Origin of the sequence: Sutcliffiella horikoshii (assembly GCF_044809035.1) — a bacterium.
In the GTDB taxonomy this organism is placed as follows: Bacteria; Bacillota; Bacilli; order Bacillales; family Bacillaceae_I; genus Sutcliffiella_A; species Sutcliffiella_A horikoshii_G.
Genome location: NZ_CP085237.1, coordinates 3078942 through 3105337, shown reverse-complemented (window position 1 = coordinate 3105337; position 26396 = coordinate 3078942). Strand labels below are relative to the sequence as shown.

The window sequence follows — 26396 nt, the reverse complement described above, 5'->3', positions numbered from 1 at the left end:
ATGGAATTTTCGTTTCTGCAACCAAAGCAAAACAACTTCATAAATATAGTTATCCGCGACCATGTCATTCGAATGGTAGAGTTGAAGAGTTTAAATCCTTTGATAGTCAAACGCGCAAATGAACGATATTTGCCGCCAAATATCATTCGTGACGGGAAGATTGTCGATGAAAATATTTTTCGTCTAATATTAGAAGAATGTGTGGAAGAATGGGGACTGAAACGGAAGCATGTCCGCTTTGTTGTTCCAGATCAGTATGTGGTTACACGGAAACTGACCATTCCCTCCAATATCATGGACGATGAAATCATTGGTCACTTGTATCTAGAGTTAGGGTCAACCATTCACTTGCCCTTTGAAGATCCGGTTTTTGATGTGCATGTTCTTCACCGGTCGGAAAAGACCGAGCTTGTACTTTTTGCTTCGCCAGAAGAGGTTGTTACCGAAATGTCAGCCATGTTAGAGGACAATAAGATGAAACCGGCAGCAGCAGATGTTTCATCTCTCTGTTTGTACAGACTTTATTATGAATTTGGTCAGCGCAATGAACAGGATCACCTTTTAGTTATACATTTTGATGTGAGCTGTATTACTCTGAGCATCTTTGTGAACCATGTACCTGTATTTATGAGGACTGTTGCATTTCCTCAAGACATGAAGGTTTGGGAAGTATCGGTTACCAATACGCAGCTGGAGTGGGCGGGGGATATTGTCCAATTTAATGTGTTTTTAGAAGACTTCATTATTGAAGTGGAACGAATCATGAACTTTTTCCGTTACTCCTTGAACCAAGGAAACGAGGAAATCAATCGGGTTCTTCTCCATGGAGATCACCCTAATTTCCCATTAATATTAGCAAAGATCCGAGAAAAAATTTCTGTAAAAGTTGACACGTTTGAACAGGAAGTTTATACACAAGACCAAGAGACGGTTGACCCGAAATATTACTATCCTTTAGGGTTGGCATTAAAAGAGGTGCAATGATGCTAGTTGATATCGACTTATTACCAAAAAGAAAATCACGAAATATCACGACGCCTCTTGTGTATGGCATTTGTGCTTTTTTCCTGTTATTTGCGGCAATTATTATTTTTATTTTTTCTACTATGATAAATAATGATGTCAAAACGGCCGAACAAGATCTCGAGATGACGCAGCAATTACGGATTGCAAAAGAAGAGGCAATGAATCGCCCGCAAAATTCTTCCGCACAACGTCTGGAAGACACGGTCGCATGGGCAGAGGAATATCCGCTTGAAATGGTTCCGGTCATGCAGGATTTAATTGGGCTGTTGCCAGAACGCGGGTTCATCCAAAGTTTTTCATATGATGAAACGGGGCTTCTCAATCTTTCTGTTCAATTTGATGAATCAAGGGATGCAGCCTACTTTCTCTATCATTTAAATGAATCCCCTCAATACCATTCCATTGATCTTTCTTCCATATCTACGGTAGAGGTTGGCGACGAGGAAACGATGGATGTCCTTCCTAGATATGTCGGCCAATATACTCTTGGTTTTGACCGTAGTGCATTTCAAGCAGTGGATGAGTTAGAAGAGGAAGAAACAGAATCAGAAGACGGCATAGAAACGGATACGGAAACAGATGAGGATGGAGGCGAAGAACTATGATGATAGAACTTGAACGGAAGCATTATGTTCTTCTAAGCTCCTGCGTTCTCCTCGTTGTACTGGGTATTGCGGGTTTCTATTATTTATCCTATGCACCAAAGGAAGCACGAGCAGAACAGTTGCACCAAGAAAAAAACATTGAAGAGCAGCTCATTCAAGTTTTAGAGCAACAAGAGCAAACCGCGCAGGCGAACGGCAACACAACTGTTGAACTGCAACGAAAAATTCCTGTTACTCCTTTTTTAGAACAACTGATCTTGGAGTTGGAAAAAGCGGAAGTATTATCTGAAAGCACCATCGTAAGCATGTCTTTTGGAGAAGGGGAATTTGTCCCTGCTTCTACCACATTGGAAGAGTATGAGACCATGCATGATGAGGAAGAAGAGACTGTGCAAGAAGAGGTGTACCTGCCGGAAGGGTTGAAAAAAGTAACAGTCAATCTATCGGTTGAATCGGAAGTATATGAAGACTTGTCTACCTTTCTAACTGCATTAGAGAGTTTGACTAGAATTACGCAGATTGAATCAGTCAGCTTCACCGGACTGCCGGAAGTCACTTCAACGGATCAGGAACTAGAACCTTTAACTTACTCGGTTACCGTATCTGCTTTTTATCATCCGGAGCTGGATGATTTAATAGAAGAACTTCCGCCATTATCCGTTCCTGAGCCTGGCAACCGAGTTAACCCATTTATCGACAACAACTAAATTATTTCCGTGGAAATGGTCGAAATGATTGAACCATCATATAATGTGTCGGAAAAGAATTAGGACAAGACGACAAAAGTCTTGTTCTTTTTTTTATGGCCTATGATAGGATGAAACAAATCTGACCAAGACAAAAATTGTAAAATGTACACGGAGGTGGGAAAAGTGGACAATCACCAGGTTAAAATAAAAATTAATGGAAAAGAAAACTCGTATGGCTACGGCAAAAAGAAGAAAAAGAATACGAAAGAAAAAGGAAACCCCCAGCAAAAAGATGTCCCGGAAAAGGAAAATTTCCCGGAAGAGGAACGGCCAATTATCATTGTGAATGAATCCGCAGCGGCAGCAGAGAAAAAAGAGGAAGACTTCGAGTGGGTCCTTCCGGAAGAAACACCAACACCAACAACAGAACAAAACACGAAAAGTTCTTCAACTAAGCCCTCTTATATTGAAGATCTCCGTCAGTTGAAAAAAGATAAGGGGGAAAAAGCGCGTCAAGTGCCCTTTGGAAAAAAGAAAAAGTTCGTGCCCCCATCCTTCTCAAAACAGTTGTTAGTTTCCATCGGTATGGCAATCGGAATCGGAACATGTCTCGGTTTTCTCATTCTTGGAGTCATGAACATGTCAGAATCACCATTGAATCCTGCCGTACCGACGGTTGCCCCTGCTACACCAGAAACAAGTAATACACCAGATGCTCCAGCCGTAAGCGGTGACGACAGTGCAACGATTTCTGCCCAGAACATTTCTGTACTTCAGGCAGGTGCTTTTTCTACAATGGATGGTGCGAATGCAGAAATGGACAGATTAAAAGCTGCTGGTTTTCCTGCCGTCGCTGTTGGCTCTGAACCTACTTTTGTCTTGATGGCAGTGGGACAAAGCGTGGATGGCATGAAACAAATTGCAACGGAAGTCCAAGCAAAAGGATTTGAACCTTTTGCAAAAGAAATGGCTCTCTCAGAAAAAACAATAGACTCTCTTACTCAACAGGATACACTGTTAATCCAAGAAGGTCAGGTGTTGTACAATCAACTAACCGTGGCAACGGCCTCACTTTTACAAGGCAGCTCTTTGGACAGCTCTACCGCAGACAGCCTAAGTGCGTCCTTTGAAAAAGTGGCAGCCATTAAAGATGCCGAACTTACAGACGCAACTAAAAGTTGGAAGATTTCCCTTGCCGGCGCATACGAAGATCTACAGTCCTACCAAGAATCCAATAACGCACAATCCCTATGGAATGCCCAACAAAAACTCCTAGACGCCACAGCATTTTTGTATTAAGAAACAAGTGACTGTAGCGGAAAGTAACGTTAAACTTCTAGTTGATTTCCTGATTCATCAAAGTCCCAAAAACAAATTTTGGGGCTTTTTTTCTGCCCAAAAAACAATCTTCACAAAACCACATAAGAAATTTGTTCCATCGACTTTCTTTGTGATAGGATTAACCTGTATCTCTCAAAATTTTTGACTACTTGCGGAAGGTGATAAAACATGAAACCTCTTATTTTAGCCTCAGGATCCCCCAGAAGAAAGGAACTTCTCCAACAAGTACATCTCCCGTTTACCGTGAAGGTGAGCAACATAGAAGAAACCTTTGACCCTGAACTCACACCAGAAGAAATTGCCACCACTCTTGCTTATCAGAAAGCGCAAAATGTTTTCCAAGAAAATCAAGATGCCGTTGTTATCGGCTCTGATACGATTGTCGTCCTTGGAGATAAGGTCCTTGGAAAACCGGAAAGTGAAGAAGAGGCAAGAGCCACATTGCGAACTCTGAGCGGAAACACCCATTATGTAATTAGCGGGGTGGCGATACTCAGTAAAGAAAAAGAAGTAACTTTTTATGAAAAGACCTCTGTGACATTTTGGGAACTGACAGATGAGGATATCGAGTTCTATATTCAGTCTGGGGAGCCAATGGACAAAGCTGGTTCGTATGGGATCCAGGAAGTAGGGGCTCTTTTTGTAAAAGAAATTAAAGGAGATTACTTTTCTATTGTGGGGCTTCCGCTTTCAAGAACGGTTCGTGAACTGAAAAGCTTTGAATAAAATGGCCGTTGCATGACCCTCCATCTTTATTATGAGGGGGAAGAGTGAATTGGAATCCACTAAAACCACTGCACTGATGATAAAAGATTACCCCGAAGATCAACGGCCAAGAGAGAGGATGCTCCAAGATGGGCCCAAAAGCCTTTCCAATCATGAGCTCCTTGCCATCTTGCTTCGGACCGGTTCCAAAGAGGAATCGGTCCTGCAATTAGCAAACAAGCTTTTAGTGAATTTTGAAGGCTTGCGATTGTTAAAGGACGCTTCTATTGAAGAAATCACGGACTTAAAAGGGATCGGAAAGGTAAAAGCTGTCCAATTAATGGCAGCGGTGGAGCTTGGAAGAAGAATTCACCGGCTGCAGTATGAGGACAGGTATGTCATCCGTTCTCCTGAAGATGCAGCCAATTATGTAATGGAAGATATGCGTTTCTTGTCTCAAGAGCACTTTGTCTGCCTTTACTTGAATACAAAAAATCAGGTGCTCCATCAACAGACCGTCTTCATCGGGAGCTTGAATGCTTCCATAGTCCATCCGCGCGAGGTGTTCAAGGAAGCTTTCAGGCGGTCGGCGGCATCCTTTATTTGTATCCATAATCATCCATCTGGAGACCCGGCTCCAAGTCGTGAGGACATCGATGTGACCAAGCGTCTTAGTGAATGCGGAAAGCTTATCGGCATAGAGCTTTTGGACCATTTAATCATCGGCGATCAGAAATTCATCAGTTTGAAAGAAAAAGGCTACGTGTAAGTACTATGCTTTTTTCCTATCCTACGCTATAATATTACTCATGAGTTTGGAAGGACAACCTTCTTAATCCATCAAATTTCTACAATAAACGTTATCCACATGTTAATGAAAATATATGGGCATGCTTCGTCCGACTTATCACTTTTCATTTACCACTATTACGCATTAGTATCAGAAAGGGAGATACACTTATATGTTTGGAACGAGAGATCTTGGTATTGACTTGGGAACAGCCAATACATTAGTTTTTATTAAAGGAAAAGGGATTGTTGTGCGTGAGCCGTCTGTTGTGGCGCTGCAAACTGACACAAGATCCATTGTTGCTGTCGGAAACGATGCAAAAAACATGATTGGTCGTACGCCGGGGAATGTTGTCGCATTGCGTCCGATGAAAGATGGAGTCATTGCCGATTACGAAACAACGGCTATCATGATGAAATATTATATTAAACAAGCGTTGAAAAACAAAAGTTCCTTCTCTCGTAAGCCATATGTTATGGTTTGTGTTCCATCCGGAATCACAGCGGTAGAAGAAAGAGCAGTAATTGATGCGACTCGCCAGGCAGGCGCACGTGATGCCTACCCGATCGAAGAACCGTTTGCAGCAGCAATTGGTGCGAACCTACCAGTTTGGGAACCTACTGGAAGCATGGTTGTTGATATCGGTGGAGGAACGACGGAAGTAGCGATCATTTCCCTTGGTGGAATTGTTACCAGCCAGTCTATCCGTGTGGCCGGGGATGAAATGGATGATGCCATCATTGCGTACATCCGTAAAAACTACAACCTGATGATCGGGGAGCGTACAGCGGAAGCGTTGAAGCTTGAGGTTGGTTCTGCCGGAGATCCAGAAGGTATTGAACCAATGGATATCCGTGGACGTGACCTGTTGACAGGACTTCCTAAAACAGTGGAAATCACCGCTAAAGAAGTGGGAGAAGCACTGAAGGATACCGTAACTGCCATTGTTGATTCCGTAAAAGCAACATTAGAACGCACGCCGCCTGAGTTGGCTTCTGATATTATGGACCGCGGGATCGTACTTACTGGTGGCGGAGCATTACTTCGCAACTTAGATAAAGTCATTAGTGAAGAAACGAAAATGCCGGTTATTATTGCTGAAAATCCATTGGATTGTGTTGCTATCGGAACAGGTAAAGCACTGGATTATATTGATGAGTTTAAAAAGAAATCAAGAGATTATCGCTAAGTAGGTGTTAAGTCATGCCACAATTTTTCCTCAATAAAAGGTTGATTATTTTGTTGGTGAGCTTAATTTTTCTAGTGGCATTGATTGGTTTCTCTTTAAAAGAACGGGACGATTTGACATGGCCTGAACAGTTCGTAAAGGACTCCACAGGCTTTGTCCAATCTATCTTTTATAGACCCGCACATGCTATGGCGGGTTTCTTTGATAATGTAGGATATATAAAGGATACGTATGAAGAGAATAAACTGCTGCGTGCTAGACTAGAAGAATATGCTCTCTTAGAAACGAAAGTCCAGAAGCTGGAACAAGAAAACGAAGAATTCCGCGAAGTAATCGGCGAGCTCGATTCACTACGCGATTATGAACCAAAACCTGCCACTGTTATCGGCAGAAACCCAGATCAATGGGTCGAACAGATTACAGTTAATAAAGGCAAACAAAATGGCGTGGAAAAAGACATGGCCGTTATCACCTCAGGTGGCTTGATCGGTAAAATCAAGCAGGCCAATGCATTCACTTCCACAGTCCAATTGTTGAGCTCGCTCGATCCTAAGAATCGAATCTCTGCCTACATACAAGGAGAAGAAGATATCTTCGGATTAATCGAAGGATATGATGAAGAAAAAGGTGCACTGCTCTTAAAGCGTATTCCTCACCAAGCGGAAGTGAAAGAAGGAGAGAAAGTTCTTTCCTCAGGGCTTGGCGGCGTATTCCCTGAAGGACTAATGATCGGGGAGGTAACCGAAGTAGTTGCAGATGAGTACGGATTAACACAGATGGCTTATGTTAAACCTGCAGCTGACTTTTACGACATCAATCAAGTCATGATTGTAAAACGCACACTAATATCAGGTGATGAACCAGTCGAATCAGAAGAAGAAGCATCTGAAGAGGGGGGCTCTGAGTGAGAAAATACGTCTTACCAGCCCTGCTTCTTTTCTTGTTTATTCTTGAAAGTATAAGTGTCGATTTCTTTGGACTGCATAGTTTCAATGAAAATTGGGTTATCGTGCCCAGGTTTATGCTCATTGTCATTGTCCTTTGTGCCATTTACACAAGTCCATATGTGGGTTTGATCTGCGCGATGCTGTTTGGCTTTTTGTATGATGTGGTTTACACGGAAATCTTGGGTGTTTACCTGTTTGCGTTCGGAATTTCGGTCTATATTGTGTCTAGTATTTTACGGTTTGTCCATGCAAACTACTTGATCGCTTTTCTAATGGTATTGGTCTCCATTGCCATCACAGAGCATCTTGTATTTGGCATTCATTCCTTAATAGGAACCACCGAACTGACACATTCCGACTTTTTATCCGTACGCCTGGTACCCACTATCATTTTCAACGCCATCATTACACTAATCCTACTCTTCCCAATCAAACTGTTCATGGAACGCCTGGCAATCGAGCAGAAAGATGAGTTGACCTAAAAAAGCCCCATCCCCATCAACGGGACGGGCTTTTCCATTACATACTAAATCTAGCAATCTTTTTTTATTTTATGAGTATAGGAAAAAGGAAATAGAAGGACGATGTCGAATTATATACTTGTTGAGGTGAACGTCGTGAATAGACAAAAACAACAGTATGTAACCATTAAGGGCACAAAAGAGGGCCTAACCCTGCATCTCGATGATACATGCTCATTTCAAGAACTTTTAGCTGAAATTGAAGCAAAACTAACGTCGAATAGCAATCCAGACGAAACCCCGCTCCTTGGAGTCCGATTAAAGGTGGGGAATCGTTTTCTAACCAATAAGCAACAAGAAAAGCTGCGTGATGTAATACGAAGCAAGAAAAACTTTATTGTGGAAGACATTGAAAGCAATGTCGTCACAAAAGAACAGGCCAATCAGTGGAAAAAGGAATCAGAAATCGTTCCTGTTGCCAAAATGATCCGTTCGGGACAGGTTCTTGAAGTAGAGGGCGACCTTCTCCTCATTGGAGATGTGAACCCCGGCGGAACAGTAAAGGCTGGAGGCAATATTTTCATCCTTGGTGCACTTCGCGGCAGCGCGTATGCAGGGCTTCAAGGAAAAAAAGATGCCATCATTGCAGCCAGCTTGATGAAGCCAACCTTGCTTTCTATTGATAACACGATAAACCGCGCTCCAGATTTAAGTGAACAACTAGAAGGAAGCAGTGAAATGGAGAGCGCCTATATAGATGATCAAGATCAAATTGTCATAGACCGCTTACAATTGCTTTCACAACTAAGACCGATGTTAACACGGCTTGAAAGGAGAATGTAACAAGTGGGAGAGGCTATCGTAATTACTTCTGGTAAAGGTGGAGTCGGCAAGACAACAACTTCTGCAAATATCGGGACGGCTCTTGCCTTACAAGGAAAAAGAGTATGTTTAGTAGATACAGATATCGGGCTTCGCAACCTTGATGTTGTCATGGGGCTTGAAAACCGAATCATTTATGACCTGGTCGACGTCATCGAAGGACGTTGCAAAACGCACCAGGCCTTAATCAATGATAAACGCTTTGAATGCCTGAAGCTCCTGCCGGCTGCACAAACAAGTGACAAGTCGGCAGTAAAACCTGAACAGATGAAGAAACTGATTGCAGAGTTAAAACAAGACTATGATTATATCATCATAGATTGCCCTGCAGGAATCGAACAAGGCTTCCAAAATGCCATTGCCGGCGCGGACAGAGCCATTGTCGTGACCACACCTGAAATTTCCTCTGTGAGGGACGCAGACCGTATTATAGGGCTGCTTGAAAAAGAAGAAAATATTGAACCGCCAAGACTTGTCGTCAACCGTATCCGTAACCATATGGTGAAAAACGGAGAAATGCTTGATGTGGATGAAATAGTATCCATCCTAGCAATCGACATCATCGGAATTGTTGCTGATGATGACAGTGTCATCCGTGCATCCAACAGTGGTGAACCAATCGTCATGGATCCGACCAGCAGGGCATCCATCGCCTACCGCAACATCGCAAGACGCATCCTTGGTGAATCCGTTCCACTTCAATCCCTAGAAGATGAAAATAAGGGAGTTATGTTTAAAATTAAAAAATTCTTTGGTGTACGCTAAGGATTTGATTGGGCCGCCTCTTTTATAGGGGCGGTTTTGTTTTGGGAAGGAGACTGATTTTAAATGAAAAAAATTAAAAAGGTTTTCAAATATTTTGGCATAGGCATGTTCATATTAATTGTTTTCATGTTCTTCAATAACACCTCTCTCTTTTTAGATAACGAAAAAAGTGAACCAAAGCTCTTGGCTCATAGGGGTGTTCACCAAACATTTTCCATGGAAGGAATTGAGTGGGACTCATGTACGGCAGAAAGAATCTACGAACCGGAGCATTTCTATATCGAGAACACGATTGCTTCTATGGAAGAAGCTTTCCGGCTTGGAGCAGATGTTGTGGAGTTGGATGTTCATCCCACAACAGACGGGGAATTCGCCGTTTTTCATGACTGGACATTGGAATGCAGAACAGATGGAGAAGGTGTAACGCGAGAACACTCAATTGAAGAACTTCGTCAGTTGGATGTTGGCTATGGCTACACGGCAGACAATGGAAAGACGTACCCTTTACGTGGAAAAGGAGTTGGGCTAATTCCGACGCTTGGGGAGGTCCTGGAAAAATTCCCTGATAATGAACTGCTGATTCATATAAAAAGTGATGATCCGAAAGAAGGCGATTTACTTGCGGATTATTTGAAAAGCAATCCTTTAACGAATTTGGAAAGCTTGGCCGTTTACGGAGGAGATCAGCCGATTTCTAGCTTTAAGGATAAGCTGCCTGATATGAGGGTGATGTCCAAAGGTACCATCAAAAGCTGCCTATTCCATATATCGCAATCGGCTGGACAGGTTATGTTCCTGAAGCTTGTGAAGAAACCCAGCTGCATATTCCTGAGAAGATAGGTCCATTTTTATGGGGATGGTCCGGAAAATTCCAGGAGCGAATGGATAAAGTGGATACAAGGGTAATCATCGTTGCTGGCGATGGGGGATTTTCAGAAGGATTTGATTCAGAGGAGGATATGGTGAGGGTTCCGGACGGGTTCTCGGGGTATATTTGGACGAATCGGATAGAAGTAGTACCAGAAAAATAAAGTAAAAAGCTGCTCAGGTTTGTGAGCAGCTCTAATTATTCAAACGGAAGTGCATTTTCATTTGGGAAAAAGTTTTCAATATTGTTGAATGTAATGGATGGGTTTGTTTGTGTATAGAAACCGTCTCTAGCAATAACAATTCCTTCGAATGATGCACCACCAAATGTTACTTTCCCGTATGGAGCAATAAGAATTCCTTTAAAACCCTTTGCACCTAATCCTGTAATGGTAATGTCTCCTTTACTTACCACTACTACATTATTTAAGTTGCTGTGATTGTAAGAAGTGGAAGAGTAAGTATTAGCAAATATTTTCGAATTTTCCTGAAGGACTCCTCCAGTAGCATATCCGTTGTTTCGATACCAACTATCTTCCTTTAAAACTGGCATCACATTCTCAAATAAATCTTCATTGGTAGGCACATCCAATGGATTATATGTTTTTTTACTACCTATAACATTTCCACTGTGCCGTTCTGTAATTCTTCCTGCAATATACACTTCATCTGCTTGTATCAGTGCAGACCAGTTTCCAAAATTAACATTCCCACTTATAAAAACTTTTTTGGCGGTGATTTTTCCACTACTTCCGAAGTGCACATTTCCATTAATAATAACGGTATCTGCATTAATTTCTGATCCACCATTATTCAGATTAACATCCCCATTAATATGAATAGTCTCAGTTGTTCCAATTCTCCCAAGTTTAGTACTACTATCAAACGTTACGGCATTCCCTTTTTTATCGATTAGAATTCGATGCACTACTACTTGGTTGTTACCGGTAAATCTTAGATCTTTTTTGTTGTAGTTGTTTATCAGAATCGTTCCTAACCTTTCTTTTGGTACCCCATTTACAGGTGTTGAACCATAAATACCAAAATCCGATCCGAAAATAAAAATATTTTCATATAGGAAAGATTCGTAAATAGTTGGTGGTGGTTCTTCTATAAGTGGTGGGTCTTTTTTTATATTTATAGAACTCTGGACATGACTAGGATCTAGCGTTGTACTTACATCAAATGTTTTGTTTAATTTATCTATAAGTGTAAAAGACACATTTGTTTTTTCAGATGGGTTTATTTCTATGCAATTATTTTTGTCTACGATTGTATCATTGATGGAGAAATCCTGGAATTTCAATTCGTCATTTACTAATAAGTCTTTAGGACACAGATTGTAATTAGGTGACGTTTCATGATGATTTTGTCTAATGGTTGAAATAATAATATTTGATTCTTGCCTTAAAGTAATGTGGGAGCTGGTTGTTTCTTCATGTTTAATTGTGGTAGTAAGCACACTGAAAGTTAAACTTCCTACGAATGCTAGAATGGCAAGGGAAACTAGCACTTCTAAAAGAGTGACACCGGATTGATCAAGTGAATTTTTTCTATTCATTAGTAATAATCTCCTGTTTTTAATTTTCCCTTATTTCAAAATCAATTTTGGGAATGGTCATCTCTTTTGTAAAATACCTCGGTGCACCATTATTAAAGGAAGTTGAAATTTGATAGTTAATTGTTCCAGTTACTTGCATGACACGAATATTTGTCAGTTCAATTTTATATTCGTCAGTATCTAAAAAATTGGAGGTATGATTTCCCTCAATATTGTTTGTTACACTTTGGAGAACATATTGATTTAACGTTTCATTTTTCTCTTCACTTGACTTTGCGTTCCAAGCTTCTCTATTATCAGGTACCCAATCATCAGGTAACTTCCAATCTTCAAGTATATCAATTACTTTTTTCTCGAAAAAAATAGTTCCCATTTCAGCAAGCTTTTCATGTTGAATGCTTTCCTCTGTTTTTTTATATTGGAGATTACTTGAAAGCACTGAATTCATTAAAGGTGGAATAAATAATCCAATCAATACAATAGTTAACAACACATATAAAAGTGCATAGCCTTTCTGGGAGTTTTGATTTGTTTTCATTTTATTTTGCCTCCATATAACTATAGAGTTCTGTAGTTAACGACTTAGGTGTAAGAGATGGATCAGTATACACTTTCACAGCTAACGGTATTAAGTCCTTGGTTTGATGAGCAGTGAGTTCAGCAACATCAACATAATAAATTTTCCCGTTTATATTGTGCTCTGAGGTATAAGAATTACTCGCCTTATATTGAGATAGCACTTTTTCGGCTAAGTTTATGGAAGTAATCTTGTTTTCATTTTGAGAGGAGTACTTTACCGTTTGAGAAAAGAACCCCAGCATAGCAGTAAGGATAATTCCTAGAATAACAATGGAAACTAGAATTTCTATCAACGTTAATCCTTTTTCTTTATGTATTCTTTGTATCATTTTCACTACATTCCCCTACTTTTTTCAAGGTTATCAAACATTACTTTTTTCCTATAATCCTATTATACTAAAACTTGTAAAACTTAATATGTTTTTACTTAAAATAATAGATTTAAAAAGCTGCTTGACGACCCGTCATATCCTCCCCGGACAAGTCATAAAATGGTACAAACCTATTTGCGGGAAGGGTGTTTGTATGAACGATCGGATAGCGGAAATCAGAAGAAGGGCCGCGAAGAGAAGACGGCAGCGCCAGACGCAGTTGCCAAAACGGAACAACTTAGGACCGACACAACACATGGTGCGTGATGAAGATAAATATGGAGGTTCAAGTTATACCTCCTATGAAGGGGGACCGGATGGTGGCGGGGGGCATCCGCTATTTAACAAGGAACATTTTTTGTTTAAGATTTTGGCTTCTGCCATCCTTGTGTTGGTCGTGGCAATAATGTTCCAGAATCCTTCCAGTGCTTTTGAAAAACCGCGCCAGTACGTTTCAAAAACGATGGAGCAGAGTTTTCAGTTTGCGGCGTTCACTTCTTGGTATGAGGACAAATTCGGGAAGTCGTTGGCATTGTTGCCTTTGCCGAAAACGACAGAGCAGCCAAATGTTAATGCGGACGATTATGTCATTCCCGTATCTGGACGAGTTTTCGAAAGTTTTGAAGCGAACGGGCAGGGTGTGATGGTGGAAACAATTGCCCATTCGAATGTTGAAGCCATGAATGGCGGGTTTGTGTCGTTTGTCGGAAATAGGGAGGACACAGGCAAGACGATTATCATCCAGCACCCAGATGACAGCTACACGTGGTATGGACAGCTTGGGGAAGTAGATGTGAAGCTGTTTGATTTTATCGAAACGGGCGATGTGCTTGGTAAAACAACGGTGCTGGAAGATGGTTCAAAAGGGATGTTTTATTTTGCCATCCAAAAAGACAATGAATTTATCGACCCTATGCAGGTGATCTCATTTGAATAATAAATGGCTGAGGCTATTACAGAAGATTCATGTACATCCACTTATGTGGTTTCTAGCGGGGTTGGCCATCATGACGGCGAATTTCAGGGAGCTGCTGATCTTATTCTTTATTGTGCTTGTTCATGAACTGGGCCACGGGATTGCGGCGACCCATTACAATTGGCGTATCAAGCAAGTGTTGTTGCTGCCGTTTGGAGGGGTCGCCGAAATGGAGGAACATGGAAACCGACCGTTGAAAGAAGAGTTAGTTGTGACGCTTGCTGGTCCGTTGCAGCATGTATGGCTTGCAGCGGGTGCTTTTCTTTTTTTCAAGCTGGGCTATCTTTCTATTGAGATGTGGGAAATGTTTTTCACTTTCAATATAATGATTTTCCTTGTAAATCTATTGCCGATCTGGCCATTAGATGGCGGGAAAATAATGGGGTTGCTGTTTAGTCGGACGGCAGCTTTTGCACAGGCTCATGAGCGGACTTTGCAGGCGTCCTTTGTTTTTTTAGCGCTTTTTTTTGCGACGTATCTCGTCATTGATCCATTGCATTTGAATATTTGGATTATCACCGTGTTCTTGTTTTATTCCTTATATACGGAATGGAAGCAAAGGCATTTTGTCTTTATGCGTTTTTTGATGGAGCGGTATTATGGAAAGAACAATACGTTTTCAACGATAACACCGATTGTGGTGGATGAAAAAGAGAAGATTCATCACGTTCTGCAAAAGTTCAAGCGTGATTGCAAGCACAATATTATTGTGATGAAAGGGAGCGACAAACAGCCTCCGCTTGATGAAAATGAACTGCTGCATGCTTATTTCAAGGAGAAGTTGACGACAATTGATATAGGAGATATCCTGTATTCATATTAAAAAACTTCACTTCGAAAGCTGAGGCTAATTCATTGATAGAGTTAATTATGGATATGAAGGCGACAGAGAAACGAGTCGCGATAAAAGAGGATGATAAAATTGTCGAATTACTGCTGGACCGGCCGACATCTCATCCGATAGAAGGGAATATTTATGTTGGTCGCGTTGTGAATGTCCTGCCCGGCATGCAAGCCGCTTTTGTTGATTTTGGACAAAAGAAGCCAGGATATCTTCACCGCGACCATTTATGTTCCTATCAAACCTCCACCCTTTCTAAAACGGAAAAGGAGCAAAAAGGGATTTCCCATTTTGTCCACCAAGGGGAAGCAATCCTTGTGCAGGTAGTGAAGGAGGGCGAGGGGACGAAGGGTGCCAAATTGACTGGGCTTCTTGAGTTTCCAGGCAAGCATATCGTGTATCAGCCTTACGGTAAGTACAAAGCCATTTCCAAAAAGATGTCGGAAATTAAAAGGCAGGAATGGCGTAAGCTTCTCCAAGAATGGCTGACTGCGGAAGAGGGAGTTATTTTACGAACGGCAAGTGAGCACGTTGCCGCCGATGTGGTCGAAGCAGAATTGCTTGAGCTGCAGCGGCAGTTTCTCGAGGTGCAGGAGAAGGAGAGTACGTCAATCAAGGTGCCTTCCCTTGTTCACGAGGAGGACCATTTTTTATCAAAAATAATTCGCGAGATTTCACCGGCTGAGGTAAAACTTGTAGAGGTGGACGATGCGGGAATCTCCCAGCTCCTGAAAAAGAAAGGCTATCCTGTCCGTTTTTATCAAGGCAAGGAAGGCATTTTTAAAAGAAGGGGCATGGAGCAGGAGCTTGAGAAAGCGTTGAAACGGATTGTTTGGCTGCCAAGCGGCGGGTACATCATTATTGAACATACCGAAGCGATGACAGTCATTGATGTGAATACAGGAAAATACATAGGGAAGACCGGCTTGCAAGAGACGGTGCTGAAAACAAATATCGAGGCGGCAGTGGAAATTGCGAGACAGCTTCGATTAAGGCAGATCGGCGGCATCATCATTGTTGATTTCATTGATATGGCAAGTGATGGTGAGCGGGAGCAGGTGTTGCGAAAGGTGAAGGATGCGGCTCAGAAAGATCGTTCCCATGTGAGAGTGATTGGATTTACGGAATTAAATCTGCTGCAATTGACGCGTAAGAAAGTTCGGGAGCCGTTGACGAAGATGTTGTTGCAGCCTTGTTCGCCATGCGACGGAAAAGGGGTGGTGTTCTCAATGGACACCGTCACCTATCAGCTGGAGCGGGAACTGTTGGAGTTTAAAGGAAGCGATGTGGAAGCCGTTGTAGTGGAAGCAAGTTCGGAAGTGGTGGACAAGCTGGTGGGGTTACCTGATATAATGGAACGTAGCGGCCTTCAGATTTATTTTATAAAAAAGGACGGGGTTCCGCGTTTTGAAATACGTTTTGCCGGATCTGTCGAGGATGCGAAAGAAAGGGTAAAAACGCTGTGAAACCTTATTGACATAAGGGTTTGAAATATGCTAAGATGTTCTTTGTTAGTTTGTAGCACCCGTGCTACAACCGCACAGTCCAGGTTCCATGAAATATGAACGTGAATTCGTTACATATACCTGACACTGGCGAGTCTGAGTCTATTGAGGAGGTGCAAGAGAATGTACGCAATTATTGAAACAGGTGGTAAGCAAATCAAGGTTGAAGCAGGTCAATCGATCTACATCGAAAAACTTGATGGTGCTGCTGGAGATGTAGTAACTTTCGACAAGGTTCTTTTCGTTGGTGGCGACGATGTTAAAGTCGGTAGCCCATTAGTAGCGGGAGCAACTGTAACGGCTAAAGTTGAAAAACAAGGTCGTGCGAAGAAGATTACTGTATTCAAGTACAAAGCGAAGAAAAACTACCGTAAAAAACAAGGTCATCGTCAACCTTACACAAAAGTTACTGTTGATGCAATCAACCTGTAATTTTAAGGTGATCGTATGATTAAAGTTACAATAAAGCGAGACGATCACAAGCTGATCCAATCGTTTACCATAACTGGACATGCTAACTTTGCCAAAAAAGGTGCAGACATTGTGTGTGCCGGTGTTTCTGCTGTATCATTCGGTGCAGTGAACGCGGTCATGTCATTATGTCAGGTTACTCCTGATATTGAGCAAGGGGCAGATGGATTTTTAAAGTGTTCGGTTCCATCTGGCTTGGATGAAGCGACACATGAGAAAGTACAACTGTTGCTGGAAGGTATGGTTGTGTCTCTAGAGACTATTGAACGTGACTATGGAAATTATATAACCATTTCTAAGTAGGAGGTGGAATACATGTTAAGATTAGATCTTCAGTTCTTTGCTTCCAAAAAGGGAGTAGGTAGTACTAAAAACGGTCGTGACTCTCAATCAAAACGTCTTGGCGCTAAGCGTGCAGACGGTCAACAAGTTTCTGGTGGTTCTATTTTATACCGTCAACGCGGTACTAAAATTTATCCTGGAGCAAACGTTGGACGTGGTGGAGACGATACATTGTTCGCGAAGGTTGACGGAATCGTTCGTTTCGAGCGCCTAGGCCGTAACCGCAAACAAGTTAGCGTATATCCTGTTGCTCAAGAAGCATAATTAACAAAAGGAACTCTAGCCTATGTTTAGGTTAGAGTTTTTTTAATGCGCTAAGCGCGCGTATTCCCGTTGAACAAGAGGAAACTCTATGCTATTCGAAGTCATTAATGAAAATCCTTTGGGGGTCTGACCCCCTTTTCTTCTTTTTTTATGCTATAATCGACATAGTTAAGAAGGTATGGAATTTATGTTTGGACTAGGAGTACGGTATTATGAGAAATAGAGGGACGTTGGATGTGTTGCGTCATTCGAGGCATGATTGGCTTAATCGTATTCAGTTGATTAAGGCGAATTTGTCGCTTGGACGCTTGGAGCGAGTGAATAATTTGATAGATGAGATTGTGCTGGAAGCCAATCACGAATCTTTCTTGACGAATTTACAAGCCCCTGCATTTGCGGAATATCTGATTACTTTTCATTGGGAACCGAGATTGTTTTCGATGGAATACGAAATTATCGGAGAGCCTGTAAATCTGTCAAAAGCAGATGAACCATTATACAAATGGATTTCTTCTTTGTTTACCGACCTGGAACATGCGGTGAACAAAAAAGCAGATAACCATTTGTTTTTAAATTTGCATATAGAAGAAGCGGAAGTTCGTTTCTTTTTTGATATAAATGGAATACTAGAAGATACAAACTTTTTAACGGAGTGGCTGCAAACACAGCCGGATGGATTCTCAGTGGTAGGACAAGAAGTAAGCCAAGAGCAGAGCACCATCCAAGTGTCTTACAAGCTTTAAAAAATGAACGCAAAAGGTTGTTTTTTACCTTTTGACATATCGGAGTGAATAATCAATGTTTGTCGATCAGGTCAAGATTTATGTAAAAGGTGGCGACGGCGGGAACGGAATGGTTGCCTTTCGTCGTGAAAAATATGTACCGGATGGTGGACCAGCCGGCGGTGATGGTGGTAAAGGGGCGGACGTTATTCTTCAAGTAGAAGAAGGCTTGCGCACACTGATGGATTTCCGTTACAAACGCCACTTTAAAGCAACTCGTGGAGAGCACGGAATGTCCAAAAACCAGCATGGAAGAAACTCTGAAGCCATGATTGTCAAGGTTCCACCTGGAACTGTCGTCATGGACGATGATACAAAAGAAACGTTGGCTGACTTAACAGTGCACGGCCAACAGTATGTTGTAGCAAAAGGTGGCCGCGGAGGTCGTGGTAACTCACGTTTTGCAACGCCTAGAAACCCGGCTCCAGAAGTTGCGGAGAACGGGGAACCAGGTCAAGAGCGTTATGTTGTTCTTGAGTTGAAAGTGCTTGCGGACGTCGGTCTTGTTGGTTTCCCAAGTGTAGGAAAATCAACTCTTCTATCGGTTGTATCTGCAGCGAAACCCAAAATTGCTGAATACCATTTCACCACTATCGTACCTAACCTTGGTGTAGTAGAAACCGAAGACAGTCGCAGCTTTGTAATGGCCGATCTACCGGGATTGATTCAAGGTGCACATGAAGGTGTGGGGCTAGGACATCAATTCCTTCGTCACATCGAGCGTACTAGGGTTATTATCCATGTGGTCGATATGGGTGGATTAGAAGGCCGCGATCCATATGAGGATTACCTAACAATTAATGAAGAACTGAAACAATATAACATGCGTCTGACAGAGCGTGCCCAACTTGTTGTAGCCAACAAAATGGACATGCCGGATGCAGAGGAAAATCTGGAAATATTCAAGCAGCAGCTTGGGGACGATGTAAAGGTGTTCCCTATCTCAGCTCTGACTCGCAGCGGTCTTCGTGACCTTTTATATGCAGTGGCAGACGAGCTTGAAACAGCTCCGGAATATCCATTATATGAAGAAGAAGCAATCGAGCAACGTGTTGTTTACACGCATGAGAAGGAAGAACTTCCATTCATGATTACACGTGATCCAGATGGTGCATTTGTCCTTTCAGGTGAAAAACTTGAAAAACTGTTTATCATGACAAACTTCAATCATGAAGAGTCCATCAAACGTTTTGCGCGTCAACTTCGTGGTTTGGGAGTAGATGAAGCCTTGCGCGAACGCGGTGCACAAGACGGCGACATCGTTCGCCTACTGAAATACGAATTCGAATTTGTTGAATAGATTGGCCGGAGGGGATAATTCATTTTATCCTCTCTTCTTTACATATACGGAAAAAAGGAGAGATATCCGATGTTAGAGGAGAAGTTCTTTTTAGTGCGGGAGGATGTCCTGCCAGAAGCGATGAAAAAGTCGATTGAAGTAAAAGAAATGCTTGCGCGCGGAAAGGTAGACTCCATCGCCGAAGCGGTTCAAAAAGTGGACCTCAGCCGCAGTGCCTTTTACAAATACCGCGACACCGTTTTTCCGTTTCACACGATGGTAAAAGAAAAAATCATGACATTGTTTTTTCACCTGGAAGATCAAACAGGTGCATTATCGCAACTTCTGGCAACAGTCGCAACTGTCGGCTGTAACGTGTTGACCATTCACCAAACTATTCCACTTCAGGGGAAGGCAAACGTGACCCTTTCTCTTGATATGTCTGGGCTAAGAGGGGATATCAACGCTTTACTTTCCATGCTGAAGCGATTAGAATTTGTAGATAAAGTAGAGATCTTAGGGACAGGCGCTTAGTATTTTACTGTGATCCTAAGGAAGCATAGTGGAGATAAGGGAGTAGAGAGCATGACAAGAATTGGATTTTTAGGACCGAAAGCAACATTTACCGACATGGCGGTAACAAATTTTTTTCCAGAGTCGTTTAAAAAGGCTTATTCCACGATACCGGAATGCATGGATGCGGTGTTAGAAGGAAAAGTCGACATGGCGGTCGTGCCGCTCGAGAACGCAATTGAAGGATCGGTGAATGTGACGCTTGATTACCTTATTCACGATTGTCCCTTGCCAATTGTCGGGGAGCTGACCATTCCAATCAGTCAGCATCTGCTGGTTCATCCTGATCATTTTAAAAATGGCGGCGAGCTGGAAGTGATTTATTCACATTCCCATGCGATTGCCCAGTGCCATAAATTTTTACATAAAAAGTACCCGAATGCAGTGTATGAAACCACTTCTTCCACTGCGGCTGCCGCAAAACTAATTTCTGATCACAGAGTTTCCAAGAAGGCTGCATGCATCGCAAATTCTCTTGCTGCAAAAGAATATAACTTACGTGTGCTGCAGGAAAACATCCATGACTACGACAACAACCATACTAAGTTCATCATCCTCCATCGCGATGAAACGGTGATGATTCAAAATGAAGAGTATGATAATATTGGCGAAAAGACAACACTGATGGTGTCGCTCCCTACAGACCAATCTGGAGCACTTCATCAAGTGTTATCGGTATTTGCCTGGAGAAAACTAAACCTGTCGAAAATTGAATCCCGACCAATGAAAACGGGTTTGGGTAATTATTTTTTCATTATCGATGTTAATGAGGAAGTGGATCACCCTTTGATCCCGCCTGCGATTGAGGAGCTGGAGGCGCTGGGGTGTTCTGTGAAAGTGTTGGGGAGATATAATAGTTATTTGTTGAAATAGTAGGGAAGAGGGAACCTGTCTAGGGGTGCAGAGGTAGTGTGCATTTTTGGGCAGGTTTCTATTTGTTTGTTTTGGCGTGGGGTTGTTCTATACGCCAGAAGCAACCCCACGCTCTCCCTACTCCACCACCATCCCAGCTTCCTTCAACGCCGCACACGCTGCATCCAGCTTCTCCTCAGAATCAGCCTCTATCGTATGCAAGTGTGTACCATCGGTTAACTGTGATAAGTAGGAAGCGTTGGTTTGCTTTATTTTCCGGATAAAGGCGTCCACTTCCGAGCGGCTTGAAACCATGACAGATGCATTTAAATCGCCGTATACCGGGTGCTCAATGCGGACGTCTTTTACTGTTACGCCGTGGTCGACGAGAATATAGAGTTCTTCTTTTGTCCGATGCGGTTCATGGAAACTTACGATGATTCGCTCTTTTTTTACCTGCTCGCCGAACGGCTTCATGTAGACGTAGCCTTGGCTGGTTGCCAGGATTGGTTCGTTTTTTGCTTTTAAAAGGGAGATGTCTTGGACGATGACTTGTCGGCTTACATTGGTCCGGCCTGCTAATTCTCCGCCTGTCAGTGGCTTGTCTTCCGTTTGCAGCCAGTGCAGTAGGAGGTTTCTCCGCTCTTCCCCCAGTACTTTCTTTTCTTGCGTCATAAGTTTAGCCGCTCCTTTTCATCTGTTCTTCTATGATTTCCTTGAGTGCCTGTACAGCTAGCTCGAGGTCTCTGATGGTGGTTTTTTTGCCAAATGAAATGCGAATGAATTCTCTTGCTTCGTCGGCAGTTTTTCCGGTGGCTAGCATCGTTCTGGAAGGGGATTGGGAACCCATTTGACAGGCACTTCCTGTTGAAATGGCAATGCCTTTTCGGTTGCATTCAAGCATCACGTGCTGTCCTTCCAACCCAGATAGTCTCAGGCCGAGAATATGCGGCAACGCTTGACCATGTTCTCCTTCGATGACAATGGGAAGCCATGATTGGTGAATCAGCCTTAGAAAATGAATTCGCATCGTTTCATATTTTTCTTTTAAATCTTTCATGGACGACTCCATTTGTTGAGCAGCGGTCAGGAAGGCTGCAATGCCTGGAACGTCAACCGTTCCGGGGCGCATTCCTCTTTCATGAGTCGTACCTTGATAGATGGATTTCCAGGATGCTTTTGGATTGATATATAAAGCTCCGACTCCCTTTGGTCCATAAATTTTATGGGATGAGATTGAGAGGCTTGTTAGATGGAGCTTCTTTACGTCTATTGGTATTTTACCAAATGTCTGGACACAATCGCTATGAAAGTGGATGTTTTTCTCTTTTAATAATGCGCCTATCGCTTCAAGCGGTTGCAAGATCCCTGTTTCAGAGTTGGCATGGTGGATGGATACAAGGCAAGTATCGTCCCTTAATGCGGCTTTTAACTGTGAAAGGGCAATGATTCCATTGGCGTCCACAGGCAGCCAGGTTACTTCATAGCCCTCTTTTTCTAAAACCTTGCACAAAGAAAAAATGGAAGCATGTTCGGTTGCTGTGGTGATGATATGCTTTCCTTTCTGTTCATTCCCTTTCAACAGGGTGCGCAAGGCCAGAAAGTTCGCCTCACTTCCTCCGCTTGTAAAATAAATTCCTTCCTTTTCCCCTGAAATCATACGTGCAAGCTCGCCACGGCAGGTTTCCAACAAATCCGCTGCTGTGGTGCCTGTGTCGTGCAGGCTGCTGCTGTTACCGTAATAGTTCCGTGCCACATGTTGGTAGGCCTCCAAGGCTTCGTTGCTCATGGGGGTAGTAGCTGCGTAATCGAGATATATCATGTTTGAAAAACTCCTTCCCCGCTAAAAGACTGCTAAATCTAGCAAACTGTTGGTCTTGTAAAAAATCTCTTGTCATTAGTATAGAAATATGTAAATATAGGTGTCAAGACACTTATATACACAGGAGGTTTTTTTGTGTCTAGTATACAGCGAGATGTCATTGTAGTCGGAAGTGGACTATCCGCTTTGTTGACTGCAAATTATTTAAGTGAGCATATGAATGTGATTATTTTCACAAAGTCGAGTAAAAATGATAATAATTCTTTTCTTGCACAAGGAGGAGTTGCTTGTGCCATCGAACATACAGATTCTTGGCAATTGCACTATGAAGATACCCTTTCGGCAGGATGCTACCACAACGAGGAAGATGCAGTGGAATTACTTACAAAATGCGGGCCAGGTGAGTTGCAGGCATTGATTCAAAAAGGGATGCAGTTTGATCGAAACGGTTTGGGTGAATTTTCACTGGGGATGGAAGGAGCCCATTCGAAAAGGAGGATCCTTCATGCTGGCGGAGACCAGACAGGGAAGCTTTTAATGGAATGGCTCCAATCAACGCTTTCTGAAAAGGTTTTAATGGTAGAACATGAAACCGTTATCAAGTTGCATGTTGAAAATGAACGTTGTTGCGGTGTTCAAACCCTCAATTCCAATGGGGAACGGACAAACTATTTCGCCTCAAGAGTAATTTTAGCTACAGGTGGTGCGGGCTCCCTTTATCCTTATACCTCCAATAATGAAAGCATTACAGGAATGGCGTTGTCACTTGCCTATCAGGCGGGAGCAACTTTGACAGATTTGGAATTCATGCAATTTCACCCTACGATGCTTTCTGTTAATGGAAAAGCGGTCGGGCTAGTTTCGGAAGCGGTTCGAGGGGAAGGGGCATTTCTCCAAAACGGTCAAGGACAAAGATTTATGGAGGATGTTCATCCAATGAATGACCTGGCACCAAGAGATGTAGTGTCAAGGGCAATTTTCCAAGAGCTCGATTCCGGTGAAAAAGTATACTTGAATATCTCCAAAGTGGAGCATTTTGAAACTAGGTTTCCTGCCATCACTAAACTTTGCGCCAAGCACGGAATTGACCTAAAGGCTGACCTTATTCCGGTTGTGCCGGGTGCTCATTTTTATATGGGTGGGATTTACACCACCGTTCATGGAGAAACCTCGCTGAAGGGCTTATTTGCTGTTGGAGAAGCTGCCTGCAATGGGGTGCATGGGGCAAACAGGTTGGCAAGCAATTCATTACTTGAGACGATTGTTTTTTCAAAGACGCTTGCTGATCATCTGTTGGCAGAGAGAACGTTAGTCCATCCTTTAATTTGGCACAAAAAATCGAACAATACATTTGATATGGATTTGCTGCAGCAACGGGTTGTACCACTTCCGTTAAAGGCGGAGATTCAACACATGATGATGAAGCATGCAGGAATTGTCCGTAACGAGGAAGGGTTGGTAGAGTTAAGGAATTGGCTTGAACTTTTCCAGCCTTACTGCAAAGCGATCACTCAACTTACGGATATTTTGCAAATAGAAGAAATAGAAACCATTCACATGCTTCAGTTATGCCAATTGATTACAGAAGCGGCCCTAAAACGAAAGGAAAGTCGCGGAGCCCATTATCGTTCTGACTTTCCTGTAGCAAAAGAATCCTGGAGGCAGGTCCGGATTTTGCATGGTCAAAAAGGGGAAACCGCATTGGGGAAGGAGAAAGAGTTAGATGAATACAATCATGCTGCAAGAGATGCTGCGTCATTTTTATAAAGAGGATATTGGGGAAAAAGATCTTACTTCGGAGGCGCTTTTTACTCAAAATGAAAAAGGTTCAGGGACCTTTATTGCAAAAGAAAATGGTGTTTTTGTAGGAGAACAGATTGTGGAAGAAGCAATGCGCATACTAGATCCAGCCATAAGCGTGACTCTTTTCAAAAAAGATGGTGACAGCCTGGAAAAAGGGGAAATCATTGCAAAAGTGGAAGGAAACATGAGGGCGTTGCTTGGTGCCGAAAGAGTGACATTGAATTTGATGCAGCGTATGAGCGGAATTGCGACGCTGACGGCAGCGGCCGTAGCAATACTTGATAGCACTCTTACAAAAGTCTGTGATACGAGAAAGACGACACCGGGGTTGAGAATGTTGGAAAAATACGCGGTCACATGCGGCGGGGGATATAATCACCGTTTTGGTTTGTACGATGGAGTGATGATTAAGGATAATCATATCGAATTTGCCGGTAGCATCACAAACGCGGTAAACCGTGTCCGTGAAAAAGTCGGGCATATGGTCAAAATTGAGGTGGAAACGGAATCGTTGGCACAGGTGCAGGAAGCTGTCGAGGCTGGTGCAGATGTTATTATGTTCGACAACCGCACACCTGAAGAAATAAAAGAGTACATCGAGCATGTGCCAAAGCACATTACAACAGAAGCTTCCGGCGGCATTAATCTTACCAACCTCGCATCCTACCGGGACACTGGTGTTGATTATATTTCGTTAGGACTGTTAACCCATTCAGCAAAATCACTAGATATCAGTTTTAACGTTGGGGCGAAGGGAGTTTGACATGATGAACATACTAGATTTGGTAAAAAAAGATAACGGGCTATTGCCTTCTAAATATCGTGAGATGACTACAGATGAAATGAGAGCAAGAGTGAAGGAGATAAAAGAGAAGCTTGGAGCGGATCTATTTATTCCGGGGCATCACTATCAAAAAGATGAAGTGATTGAATTTGCCGATGCGACTGGCGATTCGCTACAACTTGCGCAAGCTGCAGCAGACACGACCGCGACTTATATTGTTTTTTGCGGCGTCCATTTTATGGCAGAAACAGCAGATATTTTGACCAATGAAAATCAAGTGGTGGTCTTGCCGGATATGAGGGCAGGCTGTTCGATGGCGGATATGGCGGATATTCATCAAACGGAGCGTGCATGGGAAAAGCTTGAAAAGGTTTTTGGGGACACGATGCTGCCTTTGACTTACGTAAATTCCACCGCAGCCATTAAAGCCTTTTGCGGCAAAAGAGGAGGAGCGACTGTTACTTCTTCCAATGCCCATAAAATGGTGAACTGGGCATTCTCGCAAAAAGAAAGAATCTTGTTCCTGCCAGATCAGCACTTAGGCAGAAACACAGCCTTTGACTTGGGAATTCCACTTGAAGAAATGGCCGTTTGGAATCCCATAACAGATGAGTTGGAATATGACGGTGATCTTTCGAAAGTGAAAGTGATTCTGTGGAAGGGGCATTGCTCTGTTCATGAAAAGTTCACGCTTAGCAATATCGAACAGCTGAGAACGGATAAGCCTGAGATGAACATTCTCGTACATCCGGAATGTACATGGGAAGTCGTACAAAAAAGTGATTTGGCAGGAAGCACAAAATATATCATCGAAACAATTGAAAAAGCGGACCCAGGCAGTCAATGGGCGATCGGGACAGAGATGAACTTGGTAAACCGAATCATCCAACAACACCCAGACAAGGAGATTGTCTCGCTTAATCCAAACATGTGTCCATGCCTTACCATGAACCGGATCGACCTGCCCCACCTTTTATGGGCATTAGAATCAATCGAGAGCGGACAAATCATCAACAGAATCCAAGTCGAACAAGAAACAGCACACCAAGCCATATCCGCCCTAAACAAAATGCTAGAACACGCTTGATAATATCAGAAATGTAAAATATTTAAGGGAATTTCTAGCTGTTGATTGGAGCAAAAGGCGTAGACTCCAGTGGGGGAGTAGCGACATTGTTGAGACCCCGCAGTGAAACGAGGAGGCTCAAGGTCGCCCCACGGAAAACGCGGAAATCAACAGCGGTATTTAAGGCAATCATAAAAATGGGCGCAGCCGGGTAAAAAATTTATTTTTCCTAGGAAAAATTTTATTTTCCCCAGCGGT

The 26396-nt window shown here is 42.7% G+C and carries 29 protein-coding genes, 1 pseudogene and 1 other annotated feature; of the genes and pseudogenes, 25 read left to right on the top strand and 5 right to left on the bottom strand.

Annotation, left to right across the window (positions count from 1 at the left end; genetic code table 11):
* The 12 genes and pseudogenes from pilM to LG307_RS16230 all read left to right on the top strand — a co-directional run bounded on the left by pilM (window position 1) and on the right by LG307_RS16230 (window position 10431).
* The gene (pilM, locus tag LG307_RS16285) at window positions 1-984 is read left to right on the top strand and encodes a type IV pilus biogenesis protein PilM (RefSeq protein WP_404444111.1); all 984 of its coding nucleotides are present in this window, start codon (window positions 1-3) and stop codon (window positions 982-984) included.
* Window positions 981-1631 (top strand): hypothetical protein, encoded by a 651-nt coding sequence (locus LG307_RS16280; RefSeq protein ID WP_404444108.1) that lies wholly within the window; start codon window positions 981-983, stop codon window positions 1629-1631. Before pilM ends, LG307_RS16280 begins: the two co-directional genes overlap by 4 nt.
* Window positions 1628-2338, top strand: coding sequence for a pilus assembly protein PilO (locus LG307_RS16275; RefSeq protein ID WP_404444105.1), 711 nt, complete (start codon window positions 1628-1630; stop codon window positions 2336-2338). The genes LG307_RS16280 and LG307_RS16275 overlap by 4 nt, the downstream gene beginning before the upstream one ends.
* Window positions 2339-2503: 165 nt before the next feature.
* Entirely contained in the window at window positions 2504-3619 is a 1116-nt protein-coding gene (locus LG307_RS16270; protein WP_404444103.1) for an SPOR domain-containing protein, read from the top strand.
* Between the two features lie 210 nt (window positions 3620-3829).
* Window positions 3830-4387, top strand: a complete 558-nt coding sequence (locus LG307_RS16265) for a Maf family protein (protein WP_404444100.1) — start codon at window positions 3830-3832, stop codon at window positions 4385-4387.
* A 76-nt stretch (window positions 4388-4463) separates the two neighbouring features.
* Complete coding sequence (radC, locus tag LG307_RS16260) at window positions 4464-5135, top strand: DNA repair protein RadC (protein WP_404450479.1); 672 nt, start codon at window positions 4464-4466, stop codon at window positions 5133-5135.
* Window positions 5136-5328: 193 nt separating this feature from the next.
* The gene (locus LG307_RS16255) at window positions 5329-6345 is read left to right on the top strand and encodes a rod shape-determining protein (protein ID WP_404444097.1); all 1017 of its coding nucleotides are present in this window, start codon (window positions 5329-5331) and stop codon (window positions 6343-6345) included.
* A 14-nt stretch (window positions 6346-6359) separates the two neighbouring features.
* Window positions 6360-7253 carry a rod shape-determining protein MreC gene (mreC, locus tag LG307_RS16250; RefSeq protein WP_404444094.1) on the top strand — a complete coding sequence of 298 codons (894 nt, stop codon included), beginning with the start codon at window positions 6360-6362 and terminating at the stop codon, window positions 7251-7253.
* Window positions 7250-7774, top strand: a complete 525-nt coding sequence (mreD, locus tag LG307_RS16245; RefSeq protein ID WP_404444093.1) for a rod shape-determining protein MreD — start codon at window positions 7250-7252, stop codon at window positions 7772-7774. Before mreC ends, mreD begins: the two co-directional genes overlap by 4 nt.
* 102 nt (window positions 7775-7876) lie before the next feature.
* On the top strand, window positions 7877-8596 hold the full coding sequence (gene minC / locus LG307_RS16240) for a septum site-determining protein MinC (RefSeq protein WP_404444090.1): 720 nt from the start codon (window positions 7877-7879) through the stop codon (window positions 8594-8596).
* A gap of 3 nt (window positions 8597-8599) precedes the next feature.
* Window positions 8600-9400 (top strand): septum site-determining protein MinD, encoded by an 801-nt coding sequence (gene minD, locus LG307_RS16235; protein ID WP_404444087.1) that lies wholly within the window; start codon window positions 8600-8602, stop codon window positions 9398-9400.
* Between the two features lie 63 nt (window positions 9401-9463).
* Window positions 9464-10431 (top strand): annotated as a pseudogene (locus LG307_RS16230) (glycerophosphodiester phosphodiesterase family protein).
* 35 nt (window positions 10432-10466) lie between these two features.
* Here LG307_RS16230 and LG307_RS16225 read toward each other — a convergent pair.
* From LG307_RS16225 to LG307_RS16215, 3 genes are read right to left on the bottom strand one after another with little or no spacing between them, the layout of a single operon-like run.
* Window positions 10467-11828 (bottom strand): prepilin-type N-terminal cleavage/methylation domain-containing protein, encoded by a 1362-nt coding sequence (locus tag LG307_RS16225; RefSeq protein ID WP_404444084.1) that lies wholly within the window; start codon window positions 11826-11828, stop codon window positions 10467-10469.
* 19 nt (window positions 11829-11847) lie between these two features.
* Entirely contained in the window at window positions 11848-12366 is a 519-nt protein-coding gene (locus LG307_RS16220; protein WP_404444081.1) for a hypothetical protein, read from the bottom strand.
* Between the two features lies 1 nt (window position 12367).
* Complete coding sequence (locus tag LG307_RS16215) at window positions 12368-12736, bottom strand: prepilin-type N-terminal cleavage/methylation domain-containing protein (RefSeq protein WP_404444078.1); 369 nt, start codon at window positions 12734-12736, stop codon at window positions 12368-12370.
* Window positions 12737-12932: 196 nt separating this feature from the next.
* Here LG307_RS16215 and LG307_RS16210 point away from each other — a divergent pair, with 196 nt between their 5' ends.
* From LG307_RS16210 to pheA, 10 genes are all read left to right on the top strand, one after another.
* Window positions 12933-13715, top strand: a complete 783-nt coding sequence (locus LG307_RS16210) for a peptidoglycan DD-metalloendopeptidase family protein (protein WP_404444075.1) — start codon at window positions 12933-12935, stop codon at window positions 13713-13715.
* Window positions 13708-14577, top strand: coding sequence for a M50 family metallopeptidase (locus tag LG307_RS16205; RefSeq protein ID WP_404444072.1), 870 nt, complete (start codon window positions 13708-13710; stop codon window positions 14575-14577). The genes LG307_RS16210 and LG307_RS16205 overlap by 8 nt, the downstream gene beginning before the upstream one ends.
* Before the next feature lie 32 nt (window positions 14578-14609).
* The gene (locus LG307_RS16200) at window positions 14610-16061 is read left to right on the top strand and encodes an Rne/Rng family ribonuclease (RefSeq protein ID WP_404444069.1); all 1452 of its coding nucleotides are present in this window, start codon (window positions 14610-14612) and stop codon (window positions 16059-16061) included.
* Window positions 16062-16119: 58 nt separating this feature from the next.
* Window positions 16120-16208: a sequence feature (ribosomal protein L21 leader region), on the top strand.
* A 15-nt stretch (window positions 16209-16223) separates the two neighbouring features.
* Window positions 16224-16532, top strand: coding sequence for a 50S ribosomal protein L21 (rplU, locus tag LG307_RS16195; protein WP_064100111.1), 309 nt, complete (start codon window positions 16224-16226; stop codon window positions 16530-16532).
* 15 nt (window positions 16533-16547) lie between these two features.
* Complete coding sequence (locus LG307_RS16190) at window positions 16548-16874, top strand: ribosomal-processing cysteine protease Prp (protein ID WP_339147038.1); 327 nt, start codon at window positions 16548-16550, stop codon at window positions 16872-16874.
* A 12-nt stretch (window positions 16875-16886) separates the two neighbouring features.
* Window positions 16887-17177, top strand: coding sequence for a 50S ribosomal protein L27 (gene rpmA / locus LG307_RS16185; RefSeq protein ID WP_148987769.1), 291 nt, complete (start codon window positions 16887-16889; stop codon window positions 17175-17177).
* 212 nt (window positions 17178-17389) lie between these two features.
* On the top strand, window positions 17390-17920 hold the full coding sequence (locus LG307_RS16180; RefSeq protein ID WP_404444065.1) for a Spo0B C-terminal domain-containing protein: 531 nt from the start codon (window positions 17390-17392) through the stop codon (window positions 17918-17920).
* Between the two features lie 55 nt (window positions 17921-17975).
* Entirely contained in the window at window positions 17976-19259 is a 1284-nt protein-coding gene (obgE, locus tag LG307_RS16175) for a GTPase ObgE (protein ID WP_404444062.1), read from the top strand.
* Window positions 19260-19328: 69 nt separating this feature from the next.
* Window positions 19329-19772, top strand: a complete 444-nt coding sequence (locus LG307_RS16170) for an ACT domain-containing protein (RefSeq protein ID WP_404444059.1) — start codon at window positions 19329-19331, stop codon at window positions 19770-19772.
* A 51-nt stretch (window positions 19773-19823) separates the two neighbouring features.
* On the top strand, window positions 19824-20684 hold the full coding sequence (pheA, locus tag LG307_RS16165) for a prephenate dehydratase (RefSeq protein WP_404444056.1): 861 nt from the start codon (window positions 19824-19826) through the stop codon (window positions 20682-20684).
* 117 nt (window positions 20685-20801) lie between these two features.
* Here pheA and LG307_RS16160 read toward each other — a convergent pair whose 3' ends face one another.
* Both LG307_RS16160 and LG307_RS16155 read right to left on the bottom strand, forming a co-directional pair.
* Window positions 20802-21338, bottom strand: coding sequence for a transcription repressor NadR (locus LG307_RS16160; RefSeq protein ID WP_404444054.1), 537 nt, complete (start codon window positions 21336-21338; stop codon window positions 20802-20804).
* A 4-nt stretch (window positions 21339-21342) separates the two neighbouring features.
* Window positions 21343-22485 carry an IscS subfamily cysteine desulfurase gene (locus LG307_RS16155; RefSeq protein ID WP_404444051.1) on the bottom strand — a complete coding sequence of 381 codons (1143 nt, stop codon included), beginning with the start codon at window positions 22483-22485 and terminating at the stop codon, window positions 21343-21345.
* A gap of 135 nt (window positions 22486-22620) precedes the next feature.
* Here LG307_RS16155 and nadB point away from each other — a divergent pair, with 135 nt between their 5' ends.
* From nadB to nadA, 3 genes are read left to right on the top strand one after another with little or no spacing between them, the layout of a single operon-like run.
* On the top strand, window positions 22621-24252 hold the full coding sequence (gene nadB, locus LG307_RS16150) for an L-aspartate oxidase (RefSeq protein ID WP_404444049.1): 1632 nt from the start codon (window positions 22621-22623) through the stop codon (window positions 24250-24252).
* Window positions 24209-25051, top strand: coding sequence for a carboxylating nicotinate-nucleotide diphosphorylase (gene nadC, locus LG307_RS16145; protein ID WP_404444046.1), 843 nt, complete (start codon window positions 24209-24211; stop codon window positions 25049-25051). The genes nadB and nadC overlap by 44 nt, the downstream gene beginning before the upstream one ends.
* Before the next feature lie 4 nt (window positions 25052-25055).
* Window positions 25056-26159: a quinolinate synthase NadA gene (gene nadA / locus LG307_RS16140; RefSeq protein ID WP_404450478.1), complete on the top strand. Its 1104-nt coding sequence runs from the start codon at window positions 25056-25058 to the stop codon at window positions 26157-26159.
* The last annotated feature ends 237 nt before the right edge of the window (window positions 26160-26396 follow it).